34 protein-coding genes and 1 pseudogene are annotated in these 23,217 nt (G+C 61.5%); 2 read left to right on the top strand and 33 right to left on the bottom strand.

Annotated features, from left to right (window positions below):
* Positions 1-121: 121 nt before the first annotated feature.
* Both ABE493_RS17880 and ABE493_RS17875 read right to left on the bottom strand, forming a co-directional pair.
* On the bottom strand, positions 122-1,105 hold the full coding sequence (locus tag ABE493_RS17880; RefSeq protein ID WP_346500456.1) for a malate dehydrogenase: 984 nt from the start codon (positions 1,103-1,105) through the stop codon (positions 122-124).
* A 112-nt stretch (positions 1,106-1,217) separates the two neighbouring features.
* Positions 1,218-1,712, bottom strand: a complete 495-nt coding sequence (locus tag ABE493_RS17875; protein WP_057629615.1) for a peptidylprolyl isomerase — start codon at positions 1,710-1,712, stop codon at positions 1,218-1,220.
* A gap of 215 nt (positions 1,713-1,927) precedes the next feature.
* On the opposite strand from ABE493_RS17875, the gene typA reads away from it, so the two are divergent.
* Together typA and ABE493_RS17865 are read left to right on the top strand one after the other, a co-directional pair.
* Positions 1,928-3,772: a translational GTPase TypA gene (typA, locus tag ABE493_RS17870; protein WP_346500453.1), complete on the top strand. Its 1,845-nt coding sequence runs from the start codon at positions 1,928-1,930 to the stop codon at positions 3,770-3,772.
* 4 nt (positions 3,773-3,776) lie between these two features.
* Positions 3,777-4,253 carry a DUF2127 domain-containing protein gene (locus tag ABE493_RS17865; protein WP_346500451.1) on the top strand — a complete coding sequence of 159 codons (477 nt, stop codon included), beginning with the start codon at positions 3,777-3,779 and terminating at the stop codon, positions 4,251-4,253.
* A gap of 301 nt (positions 4,254-4,554) precedes the next feature.
* Here ABE493_RS17865 and ABE493_RS17860 read toward each other — a convergent pair whose 3' ends face one another.
* The 31 genes and pseudogenes from ABE493_RS17860 to ABE493_RS17710 all read right to left on the bottom strand — a co-directional run.
* Positions 4,555-4,998, bottom strand: coding sequence for an REP-associated tyrosine transposase (locus ABE493_RS17860; protein WP_346500449.1), 444 nt, complete (start codon positions 4,996-4,998; stop codon positions 4,555-4,557).
* A gap of 372 nt (positions 4,999-5,370) precedes the next feature.
* Positions 5,371-6,738 carry a class II 3-deoxy-7-phosphoheptulonate synthase gene (locus ABE493_RS17855; RefSeq protein WP_346500447.1) on the bottom strand — a complete coding sequence of 456 codons (1,368 nt, stop codon included), beginning with the start codon at positions 6,736-6,738 and terminating at the stop codon, positions 5,371-5,373.
* A gap of 28 nt (positions 6,739-6,766) precedes the next feature.
* Positions 6,767-7,282 carry a disulfide bond formation protein B gene (locus ABE493_RS17850; RefSeq protein ID WP_346500445.1) on the bottom strand — a complete coding sequence of 172 codons (516 nt, stop codon included), beginning with the start codon at positions 7,280-7,282 and terminating at the stop codon, positions 6,767-6,769.
* A gap of 145 nt (positions 7,283-7,427) precedes the next feature.
* A complete protein-coding gene (gene rplQ, locus ABE493_RS17845) occupies positions 7,428-7,814 on the bottom strand; it encodes a 50S ribosomal protein L17 (protein WP_057629609.1) in 387 nt (128 codons plus the stop codon).
* Between the two features lie 193 nt (positions 7,815-8,007).
* Positions 8,008-9,006, bottom strand: coding sequence for a DNA-directed RNA polymerase subunit alpha (locus ABE493_RS17840; protein ID WP_346500442.1), 999 nt, complete (start codon positions 9,004-9,006; stop codon positions 8,008-8,010).
* 54 nt (positions 9,007-9,060) lie between these two features.
* Positions 9,061-9,690 carry a 30S ribosomal protein S4 gene (rpsD, locus tag ABE493_RS17835; protein WP_057629607.1) on the bottom strand — a complete coding sequence of 210 codons (630 nt, stop codon included), beginning with the start codon at positions 9,688-9,690 and terminating at the stop codon, positions 9,061-9,063.
* Positions 9,691-9,704: 14 nt separating this feature from the next.
* Positions 9,705-10,097, bottom strand: a complete 393-nt coding sequence (gene rpsK / locus ABE493_RS17830; protein WP_057629606.1) for a 30S ribosomal protein S11 — start codon at positions 10,095-10,097, stop codon at positions 9,705-9,707.
* A 13-nt stretch (positions 10,098-10,110) separates the two neighbouring features.
* On the bottom strand, positions 10,111-10,467 hold the full coding sequence (gene rpsM / locus ABE493_RS17825; protein WP_057629605.1) for a 30S ribosomal protein S13: 357 nt from the start codon (positions 10,465-10,467) through the stop codon (positions 10,111-10,113).
* Positions 10,468-10,813: 346 nt separating this feature from the next.
* Entirely contained in the window at positions 10,814-12,169 is a 1,356-nt protein-coding gene (gene secY, locus ABE493_RS17820; protein ID WP_346500438.1) for a preprotein translocase subunit SecY, read from the bottom strand.
* A 7-nt stretch (positions 12,170-12,176) separates the two neighbouring features.
* Entirely contained in the window at positions 12,177-12,620 is a 444-nt protein-coding gene (gene rplO / locus ABE493_RS17815; RefSeq protein ID WP_057629603.1) for a 50S ribosomal protein L15, read from the bottom strand.
* Between the two features lie 6 nt (positions 12,621-12,626).
* On the bottom strand, positions 12,627-12,818 hold the full coding sequence (gene rpmD, locus ABE493_RS17810) for a 50S ribosomal protein L30 (RefSeq protein WP_057629602.1): 192 nt from the start codon (positions 12,816-12,818) through the stop codon (positions 12,627-12,629).
* On the bottom strand, positions 12,811-13,353 hold the full coding sequence (gene rpsE / locus ABE493_RS17805) for a 30S ribosomal protein S5 (protein WP_346500435.1): 543 nt from the start codon (positions 13,351-13,353) through the stop codon (positions 12,811-12,813). The genes rpmD and rpsE overlap by 8 nt, the downstream gene beginning before the upstream one ends.
* A 162-nt stretch (positions 13,354-13,515) precedes the next feature.
* Positions 13,516-13,869 (bottom strand): 50S ribosomal protein L18, encoded by a 354-nt coding sequence (gene rplR / locus ABE493_RS17800; protein WP_303749035.1) that lies wholly within the window; start codon positions 13,867-13,869, stop codon positions 13,516-13,518.
* A 33-nt stretch (positions 13,870-13,902) separates the two neighbouring features.
* Positions 13,903-14,430, bottom strand: coding sequence for a 50S ribosomal protein L6 (rplF, locus tag ABE493_RS17795; protein ID WP_346500432.1), 528 nt, complete (start codon positions 14,428-14,430; stop codon positions 13,903-13,905).
* A 15-nt stretch (positions 14,431-14,445) separates the two neighbouring features.
* Positions 14,446-14,844, bottom strand: coding sequence for a 30S ribosomal protein S8 (rpsH, locus tag ABE493_RS17790; RefSeq protein ID WP_346500430.1), 399 nt, complete (start codon positions 14,842-14,844; stop codon positions 14,446-14,448).
* 215 nt (positions 14,845-15,059) lie between these two features.
* Positions 15,060-15,365 (bottom strand): 30S ribosomal protein S14, encoded by a 306-nt coding sequence (gene rpsN / locus ABE493_RS17785; RefSeq protein ID WP_057629597.1) that lies wholly within the window; start codon positions 15,363-15,365, stop codon positions 15,060-15,062.
* A gap of 18 nt (positions 15,366-15,383) precedes the next feature.
* Positions 15,384-15,926, bottom strand: coding sequence for a 50S ribosomal protein L5 (rplE, locus tag ABE493_RS17780; RefSeq protein WP_057629596.1), 543 nt, complete (start codon positions 15,924-15,926; stop codon positions 15,384-15,386).
* 10 nt (positions 15,927-15,936) lie between these two features.
* The gene (rplX, locus tag ABE493_RS17775) at positions 15,937-16,254 is read right to left on the bottom strand and encodes a 50S ribosomal protein L24 (protein ID WP_017355416.1); all 318 of its coding nucleotides are present in this window, start codon (positions 16,252-16,254) and stop codon (positions 15,937-15,939) included.
* A 16-nt stretch (positions 16,255-16,270) separates the two neighbouring features.
* Positions 16,271-16,639: a 50S ribosomal protein L14 gene (gene rplN / locus ABE493_RS17770; RefSeq protein WP_019186153.1), complete on the bottom strand. Its 369-nt coding sequence runs from the start codon at positions 16,637-16,639 to the stop codon at positions 16,271-16,273.
* 13 nt (positions 16,640-16,652) lie between these two features.
* Positions 16,653-16,922: a 30S ribosomal protein S17 gene (gene rpsQ / locus ABE493_RS17765; protein WP_346500426.1), complete on the bottom strand. Its 270-nt coding sequence runs from the start codon at positions 16,920-16,922 to the stop codon at positions 16,653-16,655.
* 11 nt (positions 16,923-16,933) lie between these two features.
* On the bottom strand, positions 16,934-17,119 hold the full coding sequence (gene rpmC / locus ABE493_RS17760) for a 50S ribosomal protein L29 (protein WP_057629594.1): 186 nt from the start codon (positions 17,117-17,119) through the stop codon (positions 16,934-16,936).
* A complete protein-coding gene (rplP, locus tag ABE493_RS17755; RefSeq protein WP_057629593.1) occupies positions 17,119-17,532 on the bottom strand; it encodes a 50S ribosomal protein L16 in 414 nt (137 codons plus the stop codon). The genes rpmC and rplP overlap by 1 nt, the downstream gene beginning before the upstream one ends.
* Positions 17,533-17,537: 5 nt before the next feature.
* Positions 17,538-18,272 carry a 30S ribosomal protein S3 gene (gene rpsC / locus ABE493_RS17750; protein WP_054657200.1) on the bottom strand — a complete coding sequence of 245 codons (735 nt, stop codon included), beginning with the start codon at positions 18,270-18,272 and terminating at the stop codon, positions 17,538-17,540.
* 18 nt (positions 18,273-18,290) lie between these two features.
* Positions 18,291-18,626 (bottom strand): 50S ribosomal protein L22, encoded by a 336-nt coding sequence (gene rplV, locus ABE493_RS17745; protein WP_017355410.1) that lies wholly within the window; start codon positions 18,624-18,626, stop codon positions 18,291-18,293.
* 12 nt (positions 18,627-18,638) lie between these two features.
* Positions 18,639-18,908: a 30S ribosomal protein S19 gene (gene rpsS, locus ABE493_RS17740; RefSeq protein ID WP_054657196.1), complete on the bottom strand. Its 270-nt coding sequence runs from the start codon at positions 18,906-18,908 to the stop codon at positions 18,639-18,641.
* A gap of 6 nt (positions 18,909-18,914) precedes the next feature.
* Positions 18,915-19,742 (bottom strand): 50S ribosomal protein L2, encoded by an 828-nt coding sequence (gene rplB, locus ABE493_RS17735; RefSeq protein ID WP_057629590.1) that lies wholly within the window; start codon positions 19,740-19,742, stop codon positions 18,915-18,917.
* Positions 19,743-19,752: 10 nt separating this feature from the next.
* On the bottom strand, positions 19,753-20,052 hold the full coding sequence (gene rplW, locus ABE493_RS17730; protein ID WP_057629589.1) for a 50S ribosomal protein L23: 300 nt from the start codon (positions 20,050-20,052) through the stop codon (positions 19,753-19,755).
* Entirely contained in the window at positions 20,049-20,654 is a 606-nt protein-coding gene (rplD, locus tag ABE493_RS17725) for a 50S ribosomal protein L4 (RefSeq protein ID WP_346500421.1), read from the bottom strand. Before rplD ends, rplW begins: the two co-directional genes overlap by 4 nt.
* Before the next feature lie 12 nt (positions 20,655-20,666).
* Entirely contained in the window at positions 20,667-21,317 is a 651-nt protein-coding gene (gene rplC, locus ABE493_RS17720) for a 50S ribosomal protein L3 (RefSeq protein WP_057629588.1), read from the bottom strand.
* Positions 21,318-21,328: 11 nt separating this feature from the next.
* Complete coding sequence (gene rpsJ / locus ABE493_RS17715) at positions 21,329-21,640, bottom strand: 30S ribosomal protein S10 (RefSeq protein ID WP_010341589.1); 312 nt, start codon at positions 21,638-21,640, stop codon at positions 21,329-21,331.
* A gap of 1,459 nt (positions 21,641-23,099) precedes the next feature.
* A pseudogene (locus ABE493_RS17710) lies at positions 23,100-23,217 on the bottom strand (hypothetical protein); the annotation flags it as partial.

Raw genomic sequence — 23,217 nt, 5'->3', positions numbered from 1 at the left:
GCCATGCTCTGCAAGAGGCCTCACTGGTAGAGCCTCTGCCGAGCATGGCTCGGCACTACCGCAAACAAAAACGGGGAAGCCGAAGCTTCCCCGTTCATTGCATCACATCAACCGCCAGCTGTTACAGCAGGTCGGCCACGCCGGCGCGCTCTTCTTCCAGCTCGCCCAGGGTGATGTCGATGTACTTCTTGGAGAAGTCGTCGATCGGCAGATCCTTGACGATGGTGTACTCGCCATTCTCGGTGGTGACCGGGAAGCCGAACACAACGCCTTCCGGAATGCCGTAGGAACCGTCGGACGGCACGCCCATGGTCACCCACTTGCCGTTGCTGCCCAGCACCCAGTCATGCACGTGGTCGATGGCGGCATTGGCAGCCGAAGCGGCCGAGGACAGGCCACGGGCGGCGATGATCGCTGCGCCGCGCTTGCCGACGGTCGGAATGAAGGTGTTGGCGTTCCATTCCTGATCGTTGATCAGCTCGCCGACCTTGGCGCCGCCGGTGGTGGCGAAGCGGTAGTCCGGGTACATGGTCGGGCTGTGGTTGCCCCACACGGTGAAGTGCTCGAAGCTCTCCACGGTCTTGCCGGTCTTGGCAGCCAGCTGGCTCAGGGCGCGGTTGTGGTCCAGGCGCAGCATGGCGGTGAAGTTGCGCGGGTTCAGGTCCGGCGCCGACTTCATCGCGATGTAGGCATTGGTGTTGGCCGGGTTGCCGACCACCAGCACCTTGACGTCACGCTTGGCGACGGCGTTCAGGGCCTTGCCCTGCACGGTGAAGATCTTGGCGTTTTCCAGCAGCAGGTCCTTGCGCTCCATGCCCGGGCCGCGCGGACGGGCGCCGACCAGCAGGGCCACATCGACGTCCTTGAAGGCCACCAGCGGGTCAGCGGTGGTCACCACGCCGGCCAGCAGCGGGAAGGCGCAGTCTTCCAGTTCCATGACCACACCCTGCAGGGCGGCCTGGGCCTTTTCGTTGTCGATTTCGAGCAGCTGCAGGATGACCGGCTGATCCTTGCCCAGCATTTCGCCAGAAGCGATGCGGAACAGCAGTGCATAACCGATATTGCCGGCAGCGCCGGTTACGGCAACACGAACGGGTGCTTTCATGGGGGTTTCCTCTGCTAAGAAGCGTTTGTGGGGGTAAGGCCTGGCATGCGCAGGCGCGCGGGCCAGGCTGCAATCAGAAACGGCCACCTGAGCAGGTGGCCGTCGGAGTCAATCAGGCGGCGAGGATCTTGTTCCACTCGGCGACGCGGTCGGCCTTGGCGGCCAGCACGGCGTCGGTATCGCCTTCCAGGGTGATCTTGTTGATCGCATCGCCCTGCTGGATCGCATCAACCACGTCCAGGCCTTCGAGCACCTTGCCAAACACGGTGTGCTTGCCATCGAGCCAATCGGTCTTGATGTGGGTGATGAAGAACTGGCTGCCGTTGGTGTTCGGGCCGGCATTGGCCATGGACAGCACGCCGCGCTCATGGCGCACGCCGTTCTTGGTTTCATCTTCAAAACGGTAGCCCGGGCCGCCACGGCCGGAGCCTTCCGGGCAGCCGCCCTGGACCATGAAGTCAGCGATCACGCGGTGGAACGCCAGGCCGTCATAGAAGCCATGCTTGACCAGGTTGACGAAGTTGGCAACGGTCAGCGGTGCCTTGTCGGCATACAGCTCGACCTTGATCGGGCCGCGGGAGGTGTCGAAATTGGCGATCAGCGACATGGAAATCCTTAGTAAAGAAGACGTCTCTCAATAGCCGGATAGTTTACACCCGGCTCCGCCCGTGCTGCTGCCCCCCCCCTTTTCCGAGCTTGCACGGAAGGAAGCTGAATAGGCTATCGGACGAGTCTGAACAGCAGTTTTCGCAAAACGGCCACATACCGGTATAATGGCGAACTCATTTTCCCCATTCACGGCACCGGCTGGCCGTCTTTCGCATGTCCATCGAAAATCTTCGCAACATCGCCATCGTCGCCCACGTCGATCATGGCAAGACCACCCTCGTCGACCAGCTGCTCAAGCAGTCCGGCACCCTGTCTGAGCGTACGGTGCTTGCCGAGCGCGTGATGGACAGCAACGACCAGGAAAAAGAACGCGGCATCACCATTCTGGCCAAGAACACGGCCATTACCTGGGAAGACAAGAAGACCGGCATCAAAAACCGGATCAACATCGTCGACACCCCGGGACACGCCGACTTCGGCGGCGAGGTGGAGCGCGTACTGTCGATGGTCGACACCGTGCTGATCCTGGTCGACGCGATGGACGGCCCGATGCCGCAGACCCGCTTCGTCACCCAGAAGGCCTTCGCGATGGGCTTCAAGCCGATCGTCGTGGTCAACAAGGTTGACCGCCCGGGCTCGCGTCCGGAGTGGGTGATCGACCAGGTGTTCGACCTGTTCGACAAGCTCGGCGCCACCAATGAGCAGCTCGACTTCCCGATCGTCTACGCCTCGGCCCTGAACGGCTATGCCGGCCTGGAAGACAGCGTGCGCGACGGCGACATGACCCCGCTGTACGAAGCCATCATGCAGCACGCGCCGAAGCCGGAAGTTGACCCGGAAGGCCCGTTCCAGATGCGCATCAGCCAGCTGGACTACAACAACTTCGTAGGCGTGATCGGCATCGGCCGCATCCAGCGTGGCACCCTGAAGAAGGGCATGCAGGTTGCAGTGATCGACCGTGAAGGCAAGAAGCGCAACGGCAAGGTCGGCCAGGTTCTGGGCTTCCTGGGCCTGGAGCGCATCGAGCAGGACAGCGCCGAAGCCGGCGATATCGTTGCCATCTCCGGTATTCCGGAACTGACCATCTCCGACACCCTGTGCCACCCGGAAACCCCGGAAGCACTGCCGGCGCTGACCGTTGACGAGCCGACCATCTCGATGACCTTCCAGGTCAACAACTCGCCGTTCGCCGGCAGCAAGGACCTGTCCGGTGGCAAGTTCCTGACCAGCCGCCAGCTCAAGGACCGTCTGGACCGCGAGCAGGTCCACAACGTGGCCCTGAAGGTGGAACAGCTGGAAGACGCCGACAAGTTCCTGGTCTCCGGCCGTGGCGAGCTGCACCTGTCTGTGCTGATCGAAACCATGCGTCGTGAAGGCTACGAGCTGGCCGTGTCGCGCCCGGAAGTAATCATCAAGCAGATCGACGGCCAGGCCATGGAGCCGATCGAGCAGCTGGTGGTGGACATTGAAGAAATCCACCAGGGCGGCGTGATGGAAAAGCTGGGCTCCCGCAAGGGCCTGCTGAAGAACATGGAATCGGACGGCAAGGGTCGTGTACGCCTTGAGTACCAGATCCCGGCCCGTGGCCTGATCGGCTTCCAGAACGAGTTCAAGACCCTGACCCAGGGTTCTGGCCTGCTGTTCCACGTGTTCGACCATTACGGCCCGAAGGAACAGGGCGCCATCGCCAAGCGCCAGAACGGCGTGATGATCGCCAATGCTGCAGGCGCCACCCCGGCTTACTCGCTTGGGCCGTTGCAGGAACGCGGCAAGCTGTTCGCCGCCGAAGGTGACAACGTGTATGAAGGCCAGCTGGTCGGCATCCACTCCAAGGACAACGACCTGACCGTCAACGCCATCAAGACCAAGCCGCTGACCAACATGCGCGCTTCGGGCAAGGACGATGCGATCCAGCTGACCCCGGCGATCAAGTACTCGCTGGAACAGGCACTGGACTTCATCGAGGACGACGAGCTGGTCGAGATCACCCCGAAGGAAATCCGCCTGCGCAAGAAGGGTCTGACCGAAAGCGAGCGCAAGAAGTCTTCGCGCGGCTGATAGCGTGACTGGCAACAAGCCCTACAACCCGGATCCGCATGCGCATCCGGGTCTGGCAGCCATCGCGCTGCTGGAAGCGGGAAAGGCCGTACTGGCCTTTCTCGCTGCGGCTGGCCTGGAAATCTCCGGGCCGGCTCCGCTTCGCAACATCATCAATGCCCTGATCCACCGCGCAGGTGGTGACCCCGAGAACGGCGCGTTCTCCTCGCTGCTGGGCATGATCACCCCCGATACCGTTCACCTGGGCGCGGCCGTACTGGTCGGCTACGGGCTGCTGCGCGTGCTTGAAGCCTGGGGCCTGTGGCGCGCAAAGGCCTGGGCCTCATGGCTGGGCTGCATCTCCGCCGCGCTCTACCTGCCGCTGGACTTCTACGCCATCGTCAAACACCCCGGCTGGGCCTCCTGGCTGCTGCTGGCGGTCAATCTGCTGGTCGTCTGGGTACTGGCCCGCGACCTGGGCAAGCGCCACCTCAAGCGCTGACGCTTCACCCGTAGTGCCGAGCCATGCTCGGCATGAGGCCTGCCCAGCAATCCCGAACGCCCCACCTGTAGTGCCGAGCCATGCTCGACATCAGGCTTTACCGCCTCACCTGTAGTGCCGAGCCATGCTCGGCATTAGGCTTTGCCGCTTCACCTGTAGTGCCGAGCCATGCTCGGCATTTGGCATTCCCGGTAACGCCCCTGCCGAGCATGGCTCGGCACTACATATGCCCCACCCTACCGGTAACGCCCCTGCCGAGCATGGCTCGGCACTACATGTGCAATTCCGGCGCCGCGCAACATCACAGCTGCCAGCCCCATCTGCACCACGCATACGGATAGTCCTGCGGCCTTTCGCATAGGCCAGCCCGCACCGGGTTATGCAGCAGGCAGTTGGCTACGCCACGCAGTGACTCATCGCGCCTGATCGCATGATCGTGATAGCCCGCCTGCCAGATCGATCCGACGCCGCCAATGGATCTTGCCGAGCCGGATTTCAGGCGCTGCAGGCAGGCGCCCAGCGAACCGGATTGAAGCTGCAGCAACCAATGCAGGTGATCCGGCATCACCACCCAGGCCAGGTTGTGGCTGATGCCAGCAAGCTCACAATCGAGAAGCGCCTCGATCAACGCTGCAGCGTTTTCAGGCTGCGCGAAGAGGGGTGCGCGCCCCGCGGTCACCGTGGTGATTGAATAGATGTGATCGGGCAGCGATACGCGCCCGAGGCGCAGTTTTGAACTGGACATCGCTGCAGCCTGAGGCCGGCAACCGAGAAGATCCGTCAGCGCTTCACCGCTTCACCTGTAGTGCCGAGCCATGCTCGGCATGTGGCATTACCGGTAACGCCTCTGCCGAGCATGGCTCCGCATGTGGCATTACCGGTAACTCCCCTGCCGAGCATGGCTCGGCACTACAGATGCGGCATTAACGGTAACGCTCCTGCCGAGCACGGCTCGGCACTACAGATGCGGCATTGCCGGTAACGCTTCTGCCGAGCATGCCTCGGCACTACAGGTGCGGCATTACCGGGAACGCTTTTCTGCCGAGCATGGCTCGGCACTACAGATGCGGCATTGCCGGTAACGCCTCTGCCGAGCATGGCTCGGCACTACAGTGCGTCAGCCCTGCTTGCGGACGATGGCCATGGCGATTTCCAGCGACTGCTCGTAATTCAGCCGCGGGTCGACGCTGGAACGGTAGGCACGCTCCAGATCGCGCTCAGTGAGCTCACGCGCGCCGCCGGTGCATTCGGTGACATCCTCGCCCGTCAGCTCCAGGTGCACGCCTCCCAGGCGCGTACCGGCTGCTGCGTGCAGGTCGAACGACATCTCCACTTCGCTGCGGATGTTGTCGAAGCGACGGGTCTTGTAGCCGTTGCTGGTGCTCTCGGTGTTGCCATGCATCGCATCGCAGACCCACAGCACGCGGCGACCATCGCGCTTGATCGCATCCAGCAGCGGCGGCAACTTGTCGGCAATCTGTGCCGCGCCCATGCGATGGATGAAGCTCAGGCGGCCCGGCTCATCGTCCGGGTTCAGCACATCGATCAGCCGCAACAGCTGATCCGGCTGCACCGATGGCCCCACCTTGATCGCGATCGGGTTGCGCACGCCACGCAGGTATTCCACGTGCGCGCCGTCCAGCGCTGCGGTGCGCATGCCGATCCACGGGTAATGCGTGCTCAGGTTGAACCAGCCGTTCTGGCGCGGCACCTGCCGGGTCAGCGCCTGCTCGTAGGGCAGCAGCAAGGCCTCGTGCGAGGTGTAGAAATCCACCCGGTTGAGGTTGTGCACCTGCGAACCGGACAGGGTTTCCATGAAATCCACGGCATCGCCGATCGAGGCCACCATCTTCTGGTACTCCTCGGCCAGCGGCGAGCAGCGCATCCAGGCCAGGTTCCAGTACTCAGGATGGTGCAGGTCGGCAAAGCCGCCATCGATCAGCGCCCGCACGAAATTCATCGTCAGCGCCGAGCGCGAATGCGCGGTGATCATCCGCTGTGGGTCCGGCACACGCGCGGCCTCGGTGAACGCCGGCGCGTTGATCACATCGCCGCGGTAGCTCGGCAGGGTCACCCCATCACGGGTTTCGGTGTCGGCCGAGCGCGGCTTGGCGTACTGGCCGGCAAAGCGGCCCACCCGGATCACCGGCGTGCGCAGGCCGTGCACCAGCACCAGGCTCATCTGCAGCAGCACCTTGAGCCGGTTGGAAATCGTGCCCGATTCGCAGTCGACGAAGTTCTCCGCGCAATCACCGCCCTGCAGCAGGAAGCGCTTGCCCTCTTGGGCGTCGGCCAGCTGCTGCTTGAGCGCGAAGATCTCCCACGAGGTCACCAGTGGCGGCAGCTGCCGCAGCTCGTTCAGCGCATCGTCCAGCGCCTGCGCATCGGGATACGTTGGCATCTGCAGCGCAGGCTTGCCACGCCAGCTATCCGGCGCCCAGCTGCTGGCGTTGGCGACGGATGAGGGGGACAGGGAAGCGTTCATGCAGATACCAATGGAAGAAGTGGAAAAATCAGATCGAACGTTTTTTGCGGGTGCGCAGGCCGACATACAACGCCCAGCCGGCAAGCAGTACGAACCACACCAGGCTCCACATCGGCATGCTCAGGCCGAGGAAGGTCCAGTCGATGTTGCCGCAGTCGCCGGTACCGGTAAGCACCGTGCGGAACACCTCGAACGGGCCCATGGTTTCAGCCAGGAAGCTCAGCGGCGGGCCGCAGCTGCTGCCCAGGTCCTTCGGCAACAACTGCACGTAGACGTGGCGCCCGGCGATGCCGATACCCACCAGCGCTGCCAGCAGCGTCAACACGCCATAGCCGGCACGACCGCCGCGGCTGGAAGGCCCATGCAGCGCGCCGAACAGGAACAGCACGCCCACTGCGGCAAATGCGATGCGCTGGTAGATGCACAGCGGGCACGGCTCCAACCCCATCTGGATCTGCATGTAGATCGCAAATGCCAGCAGCCCGGCACAGGCCGCAAAGCCCAGCAGGCACTGCGCACGGAAGCTCCAACGCAAGGGGTTCATCGCATCATTCCGGAGTAGACAATGCGGCAAGAGTAGCAGGCCATCCGCGCACGATCAGCAGTGATGCCAGTTGCAACTTCATCAAACAGAAAGCCCGGCGTTGGCCGGGCTTCTGTTGCATCCGTCGATGGATGGAAGTGCGCGATTACTCGCCGACTTCTTCCGCCACGGCGACCGGACGGTCAACCAGTTCGACATAGGCCATCGGTGCGTTGTCGCCAGCGCGGAAGCCGCACTTCAGCAGGCGCAGGTAGCCGCCCGGACGGTTGGCGTAGCGCGGGCCCAGGATGGTGAACAGGACGCCGACGGCTTCCTGGTCACGCAGGCGGGCGAACGCCAGACGACGGTTGGCAACCGAATCAACCTTGGCCAGGGTGATCAGCGGCTCGGCAACGCGGCGCAGTTCCTTGGCCTTCGGCAGGGTGGTCTTGATCAGCTGGTGCTTGAACAGCGACGCAGCCATGTTCTTGAACATTGCTTCGCGGTGGGCGCTGGTACGGTTGAACTTGCGGCCCGACTTCATATGACGCATGGGTGTATTCCTTGATTAATGATGGAACGTTGGACTTCGTTGTCGCCATCCTGGCGTTGTAAGTGGACTGCGGATGGTCCTGGTCGCCCGTCCTGGACGACCTGCATTGCGGCGTTGTTTAACCGTCAATGCGGGTACTGCTGAAACAATATTCCCCCGCATGGTCGCCCATGCGGGGGAACAGGTATTGCTATCAACCAAGCATGCCGTGAGCGGCGACACCGGCCGGCGGCCAGTTCTCCAGCTTCATGCCAAGCGACAGGCCACGCTGGGCCAGCACTTCCTTGATCTCGGTCAGCGACTTCTTGCCGAGGTTCGGGGTCTTGAGCAGTTCCACTTCGGTCTTCTGGATCAGATCACCGATGTAGTAGATGCTCTCGGCCTTCAGGCAGTTGGCCGAACGCACGGTCAGCTCCAGGTCGTCGATCGGGCGCAGCAGCACCGGATCCACGCCGTTGTTGGCCGGCTTGGCCGCACCGCGGTCGCGGTGGGTGAAATCGCCGAACACCGACAGCTGATCGCTGAGGATGTCGGCCGCAGTGCGGACAGCTTCCTCGGCATCGATCGTGCCGTTGGTTTCGATATCGATGACCAGCTTGTCCAGATCGGTACGCTGTTCGACGCGAGCGGCTTCCACCGCATAAGCGACGCGGCGGACCGGCGAGAACGAGGCATCCAGCACCAGACGACCAATCGCACGCGATTCTTCGTCCGGACGACGACGCACAGCGGCCGGCTGGTAGCCGAAGCCGCGCTCGACCTTCAGACGCATGTTGATCGCAGTGTCCTTGGTCAGGTTGCAGATCACATGGTCGCCGTTGATCACTTCGACGTTGTGGTCAACCTTGATGTCGGCAGCGGTAACAACGCCCGGACCCTGCTTGGACAGGGAAACGGTGGCGCTGTCGCCGGTGTGCATACGGATAGCCACGTCTTTCAGGTTCAGCAGGACGTCAAGCACGTCTTCCTGCAGGCCTTCAAGGGTGGTGTACTCATGCAGCACGCCGTCGATCTCGACTTCGGTAATGGCGAAGCCCGGGATGGACGACAGCAGCACGCGACGCAGGGCGTTGCCCAGCGTATGCCCGTAACCACGCTCCAAAGGTTCGATCACAACCTTGGCGCGGGTGTCGGTAAGGCGTTCGATCTGCGGACCGCGAGGACGCAGAACCTGGTTTGCGGTAACCGTCATGTTGCGGGTTCTCCTGCGAACCTCCGGTGCAACCCGGAGGTTCTCCATTGTGAATTACTTCGAATACAACTCGACGATCAGCGCTTCGTTGATATCCGCAGGCAGGTCCGCACGATCCGGAACGGCCTTGAAGACGCCGCTGAACTTCTTCGAATCGACTTCGACCCACGACGGGCTGAGGTCGTGCTGCTCGGCAACGACCAGGGCTTCCTGGACGCGCAGCTGCTTGGCAGCCTTCTCAGACAGCGCAATCGCGTCGCCGGCCTTGATCTGGTACGAAGCCAGGTTGACCGACTTGCCATTGACCGTGACACCGCGGTGCGAAACCAGCTGACGAGCAGCCGGACGCGTCACTGCGAAGCCCATGCGGTAGACGACGTTGTCCAGACGGGTTTCCAACAACTGCAGCAGGTTCTCGCCGGTGTTGCCCTTCTTGGTCGAGGCCTTCTTGTAGTAGTTGCGGAACTGACGCTCCAGCAGACCGTAGATACGCTTGACCTTCTGCTTTTCACGCAGCTGGGTAGCGTAGTCGGACAGCTTGCCCTTACGGGCAGTGGCGCCGTGCTGGCCGGGCTTTTGCTCCAGCTTGCACTTGGAATCCAACGCGCGGGCCGGGCTCTTCAGAGAGAGGTCGGCGCCTTCGCGGCGGGCGAGCTTACAGGTAGGACCGATATAACGAGCCATTTCTTATCGCTCCTTTAGACGCGACGCTTCTTCGGCGGACGGCACCCGTTGTGCGGGATTGGCGTCACGTCGATGATGTTGGTGATCTTGTAGCCGACGTTGTTCAACGAACGTACGGCCGACTCACGGCCCGGACCCGGACCCTTGATGCGGACTTCCAGCGACTTCAGTCCGTAATCCAGCGCAGCCTTGCCAGCCTTTTCGGCGGCAACCTGAGCGGCGAACGGAGTCGACTTACGCGAACCACGGAAGCCAGCGCCACCGGAGGTCGCCCAGGACAGTGCATTGCCCTGACGGTCGGTGATGGTCACGATGGTGTTGTTGAACGAAGCGTGGACGTGGGCAACGCCATCAGTGATGACGCGCTTGATCTTCTTCTTGGTTTTTGCTGCTGCGGGCTTAGCCATTATCTAGGGTCCCTTACTTCTTCAGAGCCTTGCGCGGACCCTTACGGGTACGTGCATTGGTCTTGGTGCGCTGACCACGCAGCGGGAGACCACGACGATGACGCAGGCCGCGATAGCAGCCCAGGTCCATCAGGCGCTTGATGGCAATGCCGATTTCGCGACGCAGGTCGCCTTCAACGATGTACTTGCCCACTTCCAGGCGCAGACGATCGATTTCCGGTTCCGACAAATCGCGGATCTTGGTGGTCGAAGCAACGCCTGCGACTTCGCAGACCTTCTTCGAACGGGTACGGCCGATGCCGTAAATGCTTTGCAACCCGACCCAGACGTGCTTCTGGGCTGGCAGGTTGACGCCTGCAATACGCGCCATGACGCGGTTCTCCAGCTGAGTGATGGCCGACTGCGCACCATGAGGCGCGCCAATCCGGCAGGATGGATCAAAAAAGTGAACTAGCGATACTAACAAGGCTTCGGTTTGCTTGGAAGCCGTGGAACGTAATGTTCCACAGACCCGGCGTGGGGAGTGTGCCCATGCTCCGGCGCCGGATGTGCCTGGCAAGGAGAGTCATCTCCGAGCCGCCCGCGCTACTCCCGCGCGGAACAACCACATCACACCCCCACCCGAAACCGCTGCAGGGGCCGCCCTTCTGTTTGGAAAGCCGCCCGGTTGACCAGGGCGGGTTTCGCGTAATTAAGCCGTAAGTATAACCGGTGAATCAGCCGCGTGCAAAACCGCCGCGGTTGCCGCCCTTCAGGTTGGCCTTCTTCAACAGGCTTTCGTACTGGTGCGACATCAGATGTGCCTGAACCTGCGCGATGAAGTCCATCACCACCACCACCACGATCAGCAGCGAGGTGCCACCGAAGTAGAACGAGGCGTTGAGCTGGGTGCGCATGATTTCCGGCAGCAGGCAGACGATCACCAGGTACAGCGAGCCGGCAGCGGTCAAACGGGTCAGCACGGCATCGATGTAGTCGGCGGTAGCCTTGCCCGGACGAATGCCCGGAATCAGCGCGCCCGACTTCTTCAGGTTGTCGGCGGTTTCCTGCGAGTTGAACACCAGTGCGGTGTAGAAGAACGCGAAACCGGTGATCAGACCTGCGAACACGATCATGTGCAGCGGCTCGCCCGGACCCAGCGCGTTGGCCACCTTCTGCAGCCACGTGGCCGAGCTGGCCTGGCCGGACCACATCGCCAGCGTTGCCGGGAAGGCCAGGATGCTGGAGGCGAAGATGGCCGGGATCACGCCCGCCATGTTCAGCTTCAGCGGCAGGAACGAGGTCTGGTTCATATAGGCATTACGGCCACCCTGACGGCGGGCGTAATTGACCGTGATACGACGCTGACCGCGCTCCACGAACACCACGAAGTAGGTGAAAGCCAGCACCACCAGCACGATGATCAGCAACGAGATGAAGCTCATGTTGCCGTCACGGTACGCTTCGACGGTGTGGATCACAGCAGCCGGCAAGCCAGCCACGATGCCTGCGAAGATGATCAGCGACACACCGTTGCCGATGCCACGCTCGGTCACCTGCTCACCCACCCACATCAGGAAGATGGTGCCTGCGGTGAGCGCGATGATCGCGGTCAACACGAAGCCCATGCCCGGGGCATAAACCACCGGTGCACCGCCCGGCGACACCTGGTTCTGCAGTGCCAGCGCAATACTGCCGCCCTGCACTACCGCCAGGAGCACCGCGCCGATGCGCGAATACTGGGTGATCTTGCGACGACCCGACTCACCTTCCTTCTGCATGGCCTTCAGGGCCGGGAAGATGTGGACCGCCAGCTGCATCACGATGGATGCCGAAATATACGGCATCACATTCAACGCGAAGATACTGAAACGGTGCAGGGCGCCGCCCGAGAACATGTTGAACATGTCCACGATGCCGCCGCCCTGCGCCTGCATCAGCGCAAGCATGGCCTCGGGATTGACGCCCGGCACCGGCACATAACAGCCAATGCGATAGACGAGCAATGCCCCAAGTACGAACAGGAGGCGTTGGCGAAGTTCTGTGAACTTGCCTGCCCCTGCCGCGAGTTTACCGATGCCAGCTTGCGCCATGTTCCAGTTACTCCTGTACGCTGCCGCCGGCAGCTTCAATCGCGGCCTTGGCGCCGGCAGTAGCAGCAATACCCTTCAGGGTGAATGCCTTGCTCAGCTCGCCCTTGAAGACGACCTTGGCCTTCTTCGCGGTCGACGGGATCAGCTTGGCTGCACGCAGTGCGGCCAGGTCGATCTCACCAGCTTCCAGACGATCAAGGTGGTAGGACAGCACTTCTGCAGTGTCCTTGGCCTTGTGCGAGAAGAAGCCGATCTTCGGCAGACGACGCTGCATCGGGGTCTGGCCGCCTTCGAAGCCGGCCTTGATCTTGCCGCCGCCCTTACGAGCGAACGAACCCTTGTGGCCGCGGCCGCAGGTCTTGCCCAGGCCGGAGCCGATACCGCGACCGACGCGGGTGCGCTCGGTGCGGGCGCCCGGTGCCGGGCTCAGTTCATTGAGACGCATAGTCATGGTCGATTACTCCTCAACCTGGACGAGGTACTGAACCTTGTTGATCAGACCGCGAACCTGCGGGCTGTCTTTCAGTTCACGCACATCATTGATCTTGCTCAGGCCCAACGCACGCACCGACAGGCGGTGACGCGACTGGGTACCACGCAGGCCGCGCACCAGGCGCACCTTGACGGTCTTGACGGTTTCATTAGCCATGGTTGAGATCCTCAACCTTCTTGCCGCGCTTGGCAGCAATACGCGCCGGCGACTGTGCGCCAGCCAGGCCCTTCAACGTGGCGCGAACCAGGTTGATCGGGTTGCGCGAACCAACAGCCTTGGCCAGAACGTTCTTCACGCCCACGGCTTCCAGCACGGCGCGCATGGCACCACCAGCAATGACGCCAGTACCTTCCGAAGCCGGCTGCATGAACACGCGAGCTGCGCCGTGACCATCCTTGATGGTGTGCCACAACGTGCCGTTGTTCAGATCAACGGTGACCTGGTTCTTGCGAGCCTGCTCCATCGACTTCTGGATGGCGACCGGCACTTCGCGTGCCTTGCCGTAACCGAAGCCAACCTTGCCTTCGCCATCACCGACCACGGTCAGTGCGGTGAAGGTGAACTGGCGACCGCCCTTGACGGTCTTGCTGACGCGGTTGACCGCGACCAGCTTTTCGATCATGCCGTCGTCGACTTTCTCTTCGCGGTTACGGTCGCGATCGCGACCCCGCTGCTGACGTTCTTCTGCCATTTCGATTCCTTGATTGATTGGGTTATGTACGGCTCGAAGCCGCTTATGGTTGTGTAGTGAAGCGTTGAATCACCAGCCGCTGCAGAAGAACGAAAGGCGCCCGGTACAAACCCGTACCGGCAGGCAGGCGGAAAGGGGCCAAAGGCCCCTTTCCTGTATTGCTTAGAACTGCAGGCCGCCTTCGCGGGCAGCATCAGCAAGAGCCTTGATGCGACCGTGGTAGCGGTAGCCCGAGCGGTCGAAAGCGACCTTCTCGATACCAGCAGCCTTGGCGCGCTCTGCAATCAGCTTGCCAACCTTGGTGGCGGCTTCCATGTTCTTGCCGCTCTTCAGGCCTTCCTTGACGTCGGCCTGTGCGGTGTTGGCAGCAGCCAGCACCAGGGAGCCGTCGGCGGTGAAGATCTGTGCGTACAGGTGCTGACCGGTGCGCAGGACCGACAAGCGCGCAACACCCAGGGTACGGATGTGCGAACGGGTCGACTTGGCGCGACGCAGACGTGCGATGTTCTTGTTCATGTTCTTTATCCTCGAAAGCTGAAAACCTAAGAATTAGGCCTTCTTGGCTTCCTTGCGAATGATGACTTCACCGGCGTACTTCACACCCTTGCCCTTATAGGGCTCCGGCGGACGGAAACCGCGGATCTTGGCAGCGACTTCACCGACAACCTGCTTGTCAACGCCCTGCACGACGATTTCGGTCTGCGTCGGGGTCGAGATGGTGATGCCTTCCGGCGCCACGAACAGGACGGGGTGGGAGAAGCCCAGCGACAGGTTCAGGTCCTTGCCCTGCATGGCAGCGCGGTAACCCACGCCGACCAGCTCAAGCTTGCGCTCGAAGCCTTCGGACACGCCCTGCACCATGTTGGCCAGGATCGCACGCACGGTGCCAGCCAGCGCGTCGAAGGAGATGTCCTTCGGGTTCAGCGTGGCAACGCCGTTGTCGAGAGTGATTTCAACGCCAGCGGTCTTGTTCAGCGACAGGGTGCCCTTCGGGCCCTTCACGCTCACAACTTCCGGCTGGATGGTCAGTTCAACGCCCTTGGGCAGGTTGATCGGCTTCTTGGCTACACGGGACATAGTGGACTCCTTCCCTTAGGCCACGAAGCACAGGACTTCGCCGCCGACGCCCAACTGGCGCGCCTGCGCATCAGTCATGATGCCTTTGGAGGTGGAAATGATCGAAATACCCAGGCCGTTCATGACCTTCGGCAGCTCGGACTTGCCACGGTACTGGCGCAGACCCGAACGCGAGAAGCGCTTCAGGGTCGCGATGACCGGCTTGCCCTCGAAATACTTCAGGACGATTTCGATCTCGGCCTTGTTGTTTTCGATGTTGTTGACGCGCAGGTCAGTGATGTAACCCTCATCCTTCAGGACCTGGGCAATAGCCACCTTGACCTTGGACGACGGGGCTTTCACCGTCTGCTTGCCAACCGCTGCCGCATTTCGAATGCGTACCAGCAGGTCGGCGATGGGATCAGTCATGCTCATGTAAATACCTTTGAGTGCACCGATATCCGCTTTCGCGAAAATCTTGTGTTTTCCTGGGATGGGCCAGGGCCCTTGACGCACCTGCCGCCTGTTTCGGGCAGGCAAGGAGCGGGATTATACGACAAAAAGCCCGACTTGCGTCGGACTTTTTGCTTTACCTTCAGGTTGCCCTTCCGGCGACCTGACCGGGCCTTGCGGCCCGGCCGGGCTGTTACTTACCAGCTTGCCTTGCGCAGGCCCGGCACGTCACCACGCATGGTGGCTTCGCGCAGCTTGTTACGGCCAAGGCCGAACTTGCTGTACACGCCACGCGGACGACCCGACAGTTCGCAACGGTTGCGATGGCGGCTCGGCGACGAATCGCGCGGCAGCTTCGACAACTTGATCACGGCTTCTGCCTTCTCTTCGTAGCTCGCGTCCACCGAGGACACGATCTTCTTCAGAGCTGCACGCTTGTCGGCGTACTTCACTGCCAGCTTCTTCCGCTTGATGTCGCGGTTGACCATTGAGGTCTTTGCCATTTCGGTATCCTCGACGAATCAGTTACGGAACGGGAACTTGAACGCTGCGAGCAGCGCCTTCGCTTCCGCGTCGGTCTTGGCGGTGGTGGTGATGGCGATATCCATACCGCGGATCGCATCGACGGCGTCGAAATCGATTTCCGGGAAGATGATCTGTTCCTTCACACCCATGTTGAAGTTGCCACGACCGTCGAACGAACGACCCGACACGCCGCGGAAGTCACGCACGCGCGGCAGCGAGATGTTGATCAGGCGATCCAGGAACTCAAACATGGTGTCACGACGCAGCGTGACCTTGCAGCCGATCGGCCAACCATCACGGATCTTGAACGATGCCACCGAGACGCGCGACTTGGTGATGACCGGCTTCTGGCCGGTGATCTTGGTCATGTCGCCAACGGCGTTCTCAAGAACCTTCTTGTTGGTCGCAGCTTCACCAACGCCCATGTTCAAGGTGACCTTGACCAGACGCGGGACCTGCATCGGATTGGTGTAACCGAACTGCTTGGTCAGCGCCGGTACCACTTCTTCCTTGTAAAACTTTTCGAGACGTGAATTCATCGGTCAGTCCTTAGGCGTCGAGCGCCTCACCGCTGGAGCGGAACACACGCAGTTTGCGTCCATCCTCCAGCACCTTGAAGCCAACGCGCTCGCCCTTGCCCGAAGCCGGGTTCAGCACATTCACGTTGGAGATATGGATCGACGCTTCACGCTCGACCACGCCGCCGGCAACGCCTGCCTGCGGGTTCGGCTTGGTGTGGCGCTTGACGATGTTCACGTTGGCGACGATCACACGATCGCCGTCGACGCGGACGACTTCGCCCTGCTTGCCCTTGTCCTTGCCGGTGTTGACGACAACCTGGTCGCCCTTCTTGATACGGTTAGCCATGATTATCTCCTGGCGCTCACAGAACTTCGGGAGCGAGCGAGACGATCTTCATGAACTTCTCGGAACGAAGTTCACGGGTCACCGGTCCGAAGATGCGGGTGCCGATCGGCTCTTGCTTGTTGTTGAGCAGGACCGCAGCGTTGCCGTCAAAACGGATCAGCGAGCCATCGGCGCGACGCACACCCTTACGGGTACGCACCACGACGGCGTCATACACTTCGCCCTTCTTGACTTTGCCGCGCGGGATTGCGTCCTTCACGGTGACCTTGATGATGTCGCCGATGTGGGCATAACGGCGCTTGGAACCACCAAGCACCTTGATGCACATCAGTTCCTTGGCACCGGAATTGTCCGCAGCATCAAGGTAGCTCTGCATCTGGATCATGAGTCAGATCTCCTTATTCAGCCGCACGCGTGATGACTTCCACCACGCGCCAGTTCTTGGTCTTGGACATCGGAGCAATCTCGGTCACACGAACGACATCACCTTCTTTACAGGCGTTGTCGGCGTCGTGTGCGTGCAGCTTGGACGAGCGCTTGATGTACTTACCGTACAACGGGTGCTTGACCTGGCGCTCCACCAACACGGTGACCGTCTTGTCCATCTTATTGCTGACGACACGGCCTTCGACCGTGCGCAGCGACTTGCTTTCAGTATTTTCGCTCATAGCAGCCATCCTTACTTCGTGCTGCCGATCAGGTGCTTGACGCGAGCAATCTCGCGGCGCACCCGACGGGTTTCGTGAGTCTTCGGCAGCTGGCCGGTGACTTGCTGCATACGGAGCGAGAACTGCTCCTTACGCAGGTCGGTCAGGTGGGCCTTGAGATCGTCAGCCGACTTCTCGCGGAGTTGTTTGATGTCCATCAGCGCACCGTCCGGGTTACGAAAGTGGTGGTCACCGAGAGCTTGGCAGCGGCCAGGCGGAACGCCTCGCGTGCCACTTCCTCGGTCACGCCCTCGACTTCATAAATCATGCGGCCCGGCTGGATCTGAGCGACCCAGTATTCCACGCCGCCCTTACCAGCACCCATTCGAACTTCGATGGGCTTCTTGGTGATGGGCTTGTCGGGGAACACGCGGATCCACATCTTGCCACCGCGCTTGACGTAGCGGCTGATCGAACGGCGAGCCGCTTCGATCTGACGCGCGGTCAGCTGACCGTGGGCGGTTGCCTTCAAGCCGTACTCGCCAAAGCTGACAGCGTTGGCGCTCCAGCTCAGGCCGTCGTTGCGGCCCTTGAACATCTTGCGGTATTTGGTTCGCTTCGGTTGCAACATTGCCGTTACCTCGCTTCACGAGCCGGGCGCGACGGACGGTCACCGCGGTCGCCGCGATCGTTACGATCGTTGCGCGGGCTGTCGTCCTGCTTTTCCTGGCCAACCTGGGAGAAATCAAAGACTTCACCCTTGTAGATCCAAACCTTGATGCCGATGATGCCGTAGGTGGTGCTGGCTTCAGCGAAACCGTAGTCGATATCCGCACGCAGGGTGTGCAACGGCACGCGGCCTTCGCGGTACCACTCCGAACGAGCAATTTCAGCGCCGTTCAAGCGGCCGCCGACGTTGACCTTGATGCCCAGGGCACCCAGGCGCATCGCGTTGCCGACCGAGCGCTTCATTGCACGGCGGAACATGATGCGGCGCTCCAGCTGCTGCGCGATCGACTCGGCAACCAGCTGTGCGTCCAACTCCGGCTTGCGCACTTCGGTGACGTTGATGTGCGCCGGGACGCCCATCATTTCGCTCACTTCCTTACGCAGCTTTTCGATGTCCTCACCACGCTTGCCGATCACCACGCCCGGACGGGCGGTGTGGATCGTCACGCGGGCGGTCTTCGCCGGACGCTCGATGAGGATCTTGGAGATGCCAGCCTGTGCAAGCTTCTTGCGCAGCATCTCGCGAACCTTCAGGTCGGCTGCCAGGTAACCGGCAAACTCGGCCTTGTTGGCGTACCACTTGGAATTCCAATCTTTGGAAATGCCCAGGCGGATGCCAATCGGATGAACTTTATGACCCATGGTCTTTATCCTTTCCGCTTACTTGCCGGCGCCCACAACCACAGTGATGTGGCTGGTGCGCTTGAGGATGCGGGTACCGCGGCCTTTCGCCCGCGCCATGAAACGCTTCAGGGTCGGACCTTCATCTACCATGATGGTCTGGACCTTCAGCTCGTCGACGTCAGCGCCCTGGTTGTTTTCGGCATTTGCAATAGCCGACTCCACCACCTTCTTGATCAGGTGGGCAGCCTTCTTATCCGAAAACTTCAGCAGGTTGACCGCACGCTCGGCCGGCAGACCGCGCACCTGGTCAGCGACCAGACGGGCTTTCTGCGCAGAGATGCGCGCGGAGCGCAGGATTGCTTTCGCTTCCATTGTCATCTCTCCTTACTTGCCCGACTTCTTGTCGCCACCGTGACCCTTGAAGGTCCGGGTGACGGCAAATTCGCCGAGCTTGTGGCCGACCATGTTCTCATTGACGAGCACTGGAACGTGGTTCTTACCGTTATGAACGGCGATGGTGACCCCTACCATTTCCGGCAGGATCATGGAACGGCGCGACCAGGTTTTGATCGGCTTCTTGCTGCCCGCAGCGGCCTCCACCTTCTTGATGAGGTGGTGATCGACGAACGGGCCCTTCTTGAGTGAACGTGCCATGGTCGATTAGCCCCTACGATCGCGGACGATGAACTGCTGAGTGCGCTTGTTATGGCGCGTCTTGTAACCCTTGGTCGGAACACCCCACGGGGTGACCGGATGCGGATTACCCTGGCCGGCCTTGGCTTCACCACCACCGTGCGGGTGATCCACCGGGTTCATGGCCGCACCGCGGACGGTCGGCTTGACGCCGCGCCAGCGCTTGGCACCAGCTTTGCCCAGCTTTTCCAGGTTGTGCTCATCGTTACCGACTTCACCGATGGTGGCGCGGCATTCGACCGGCACCTTACGCATTTCACCCGAGCGCAGACGCAGGGTGGCGTAGATGCCTTCACGAGCGACCAGCTGCACGCCTGCACCAGCAGCACGAGCGATCTGAGCGCCCTTGCCCGGCTTCAGCTCGATCCCGTGGACGGTGGTACCGACCGGGATGTTGCGCAGCGGCAGGGTGTTGCCGGTCTTGATCGGGGCGTGAGCACCCGAGATGACCTGGTCACCTGCCTTCAGGCCCTTCGGGGCGATGATGTAGCGACGCTCGCCGTCGACGTAGCACAGCAGGGCGATATGGGCAGTGCGGTTCGGATCGTATTCGATACGTTCCACGCGTGCCGGAATGCCTTCCTTGTTGCGCTTGAAGTCGATCAGACGGTAGTGCTGCTTGTGACCACCACCCACATGACGGGTGGTGATGCGGCCGTGGTGGTTACGACCGCCGGACTTGCTCTGCGGCTCCAGCAACGCAGCATGCGGCGCGCCTTTGTGCAGATCAGGAGTGACCACGCGCACGGCCGAACGACGGCCGGGAGAAGTGGGTTTGAATTTCATCAATGGCATGGGATGTACCTCAGGCCTTGGCCGTTACATCGATGGACTGACCATCGGCGAGACGCACATACGCCTTGCGCCAATCGCCGCGGCGGCCTGCACGGTTACGGAAGGACTTGTTCTTGCCCTTCACGTTCAGCACGTTGACCGACTCGACCTTGACGTCGAACAGCTGCTCAACCGCGGCCTTTACATCGGCCTTGGTGGCTTCGTTCGAAACTTCGAAGACGTATTGGTTGGAGATTTCCTGCAGGCGCGCGGTCTTTTCAGAGACTCGCGGTGCACGCAGCACGCTGAAGATTTTTTCGTTGGCGCTCATGCCAGCCACTCCTCGACCTTCTTGACCGCGTCAGCGGTGATGACGACCGTGTCGGCACCGACCAGAGCGACCGGATCCAGGCCCTGCACGTCACGCACTTCCACGTAGGGAATGTTGCGTGCCGACAGGTACAGGTGCTCGGTGGCTTCTTCGGTGACGATCAGCGGGCGCTTGCCCACTTCCAGGCCAGCCAGCTTGGTGATCAGAGCCTTGGTGCTGGTCGCGTCGACATCGAACGACTCAACGATGGTCAGGCGGCCCTGGCGGTTCAGCTCGGACAGGATGGCGCACATGGCGGCGCGATACTGCTTACGATTGACCTTCTGTTCGAAGCTACGCGGCTTGGCCGCGAAGGTGACACCACCGCCGACGAAGATCGGAGCGGTCAGGGCACCGTGACGAGCGCCACCACCCTTCTGCTTCTTCGACTTCTTGGTGGTACCAGCCACTTCAGAACGCGTCTTCTGTGCCTTGGTGCCCGAACGTGCGGCGTTGCGGTAAGCAACGACGACCTGGTGAACCAGATCTTCGCTGAAATCGCGACCGAACACGGCGTCGGAGACCGAGACCTTGTTGTTGCTACCCGTGATAACGAGTTCCATCGTCATCTCTCCTTATGCCTTGCTAGCCGGACGCACGATCACGTCACCACCGGCTGCGCCAGGCACGGCGCCGCGGATGGCAATCAGACCACGCTCGACATCGACCTTGACCACTTCCAGGTTCTGCGTGCTCTGCTGCACCGAACCCATGTGGCCGGACATCTTCTTGCCCGGGAAAACGCGACCCGGGGTCTGGCGCTGGCCCAAGGAACCCGGCGCGCGATGCGACAGCGAGTTACCGTGGGTTGCATCGCCCATACGGAAGTTGTAGCGCTTGATGGTGCCCTGGAAGCCCTTACCCTTGGTGACGCCCTGGACGTCAACCGTCTGGCCGACTTCAAAGATGTCTGCCTTGATTTCGCCACCGACGGCGAAATCGCCGATCTGTGCGTCTTCAACGCGGAATTCCCACAGGCCGCGACCGGCTTCAACCTTCGCCTTGGCGAGGTGACCAGCTTCCGGCTTGTTGACCAGTGCAGCGCGACGTGCGCCGACAGTCACCTGCACAGCGCTGTAGCCGTCGGTTTCGACGGTCTTGATCTGCGCGATGCGGTTCGGGGTGGCTTCAATCAGGGTCACTGGGATGGACTGGCCATCTTCAGTGAAAACGCGGCTCATGCCAGCCTTGCGGCCCACGAAGCCCAACGAATATTTCTTCGTCATGGTCGTAGTCCTCAGGTCAGCTTGATCTGAACGTCGACGCCGGCAGCCAGTTCGAGCTTCATCAGCGCGTCCACGGTCTTGTCGTTGGGGTCGACGATATCGAGCACGCGCTTATGCGTGCGGGTCTCGTACTGGTCACGCGCGTCTTTGTCGACGTGCGGGGAGACGAGGATGGTGTAACGCTCGATCTTGGTGGGCAGAGGGATCGGGCCACGCACTTGCGCGCCGGTCCGCTTTGCCGTTTCAACGATCTCGCTGGCCGAACGGTCGATCAAACGATGATCAAACGCCTTCAACCGAATTCGGATCTTTTGGTCCGCCATGACGGTGTTCCTATAGGTCTAAAGAGCGACAGGTCCGGCCCCTGAGTGTGCCGAACCCCATGAAAACGACGTTTAGCGCCGAAGCACTGCCCGTCGCGCGAATCCTTTCAAAACAGCAGGGCGGCCCGGTTTCCCGGCCGCCCCAGACATATTCAAACGCGCGGTATCACCCCGGTTAACCGGAGTGAGCCACGCGACCTGTCCTTGTCTGGCGAATACGAGGTGCGTCCTGCCCCTCCTTTCGCTGGTTGCGGAAACCTCGTAAACGAGCCTTCCGCGAGTGGTCGTGCATTCTGTCAGTATTTTTTGCCTATTGCAACTCACCCCTCTGCCGAGGTATGGGGTGCTTCAGCCAACAGCAGGATTCAAGGGGTTTTGACGTAGATGGCCGTTTGCAGCCTGGCTATTGCCAGCGGGCATTTGCGCAAACAGCGCGCTATTTCGCAGGCGTCAGCTCAATACCCTGTTTCGGCAAAACCCACGCAGACTGCGAAGAACCACCTCAACACCCCATCCGCCGCCCTGCCCTGCCCCAGGAACGAGCAGTGACACGGGTAAAACAGCGAGCGCATACGGCAAACGAGCCGGGCGCATGCAACGAGGGCCGCATTATCCATGCGACCTGGGCAGGAGCACAAATCGACCCTGTTCAGCCAGCCCAAGCTTGTTTCGAAGAGCTGCCCTCACCCCAACCCCTCTCCCGCAGGCGGGAGAGGGGCTCGGATAACTGCGGCCTGCCCGATCCCCGCGACCTGCTCGGATCCTGCCATTTGCTCGGATCCTGCCGTTTGTTCGGATCCTGCCGTTTGCTCAGATCCTGCCGTTTGCTCGGATCCTGCCGTTTGCTCGGATCCTGCCGTTTGCTCGGATCCTGCCGTTTGCTCGGATCCTGCCGTTTGCTCGGATCCTGCCGTTTGCTCGGATCCTGCCGTTTACTCGGAACCTGCTGCTTACTCGGATCCTGCCGCTTACTCGAATCCTGCCGCCCGCTCGGATCTTGTTGCCTGCTCGGATCCTGCTCCCTGCTCGGCCCCTGCCGCTTGCTCGGCCCCTGCCGTTTGCTCGGATACCTGCAGCTTGCCTCGATGCCTGCCAGCTGCCCGGATACCCGCAGATCGCAGCGCACTAGCCCCTCTCCCGCGCGCGGGAGAGGGGTTGGGGTGAGGGCAAGCTCTTGGCCGTTGATCCTCCGGCCTTTTCAGCACTCCACCCTCGAAACACCAAACTTTTCGAACGCCCGGATACCAAAGCTTTGGGCCAGCAACATCCCCCCAGCGCCAGGTAGCCCGGAAGCCTCAGTCCCGGAAACCGGCAACCTCCAAAGCCAAGACCACAGGAGAAACCCCAACCCCCATAGCCATCGGCCATGCCCCTGCCCCGCAAAAAACAGACAAAAAAAAAGGGCGGCCCGGAGGCCGCCCTTCTTCAACACCTTGCTTCGCGAGGAAGCGCAGCGCTATTAGGCAACGATCTTTGCAACCACGCCGGCGCCGACGGTACGGCCACCTTCGCGGATTGCGAAGCGCAGGCCTTCGTCCATTGCCACCGGGTTGATCAGGGTGACAACCATCTTGACG

The sequence above is a fragment of the Stenotrophomonas terrae genome (genome assembly GCF_039674165.1).
GTDB lineage: Bacteria > Pseudomonadota > Gammaproteobacteria > Xanthomonadales > Xanthomonadaceae > Stenotrophomonas > Stenotrophomonas terrae_A.
Note: the sequence above shows the minus strand (reverse complement) of the source record. Positions and strands in the feature narration are given on the sequence as shown.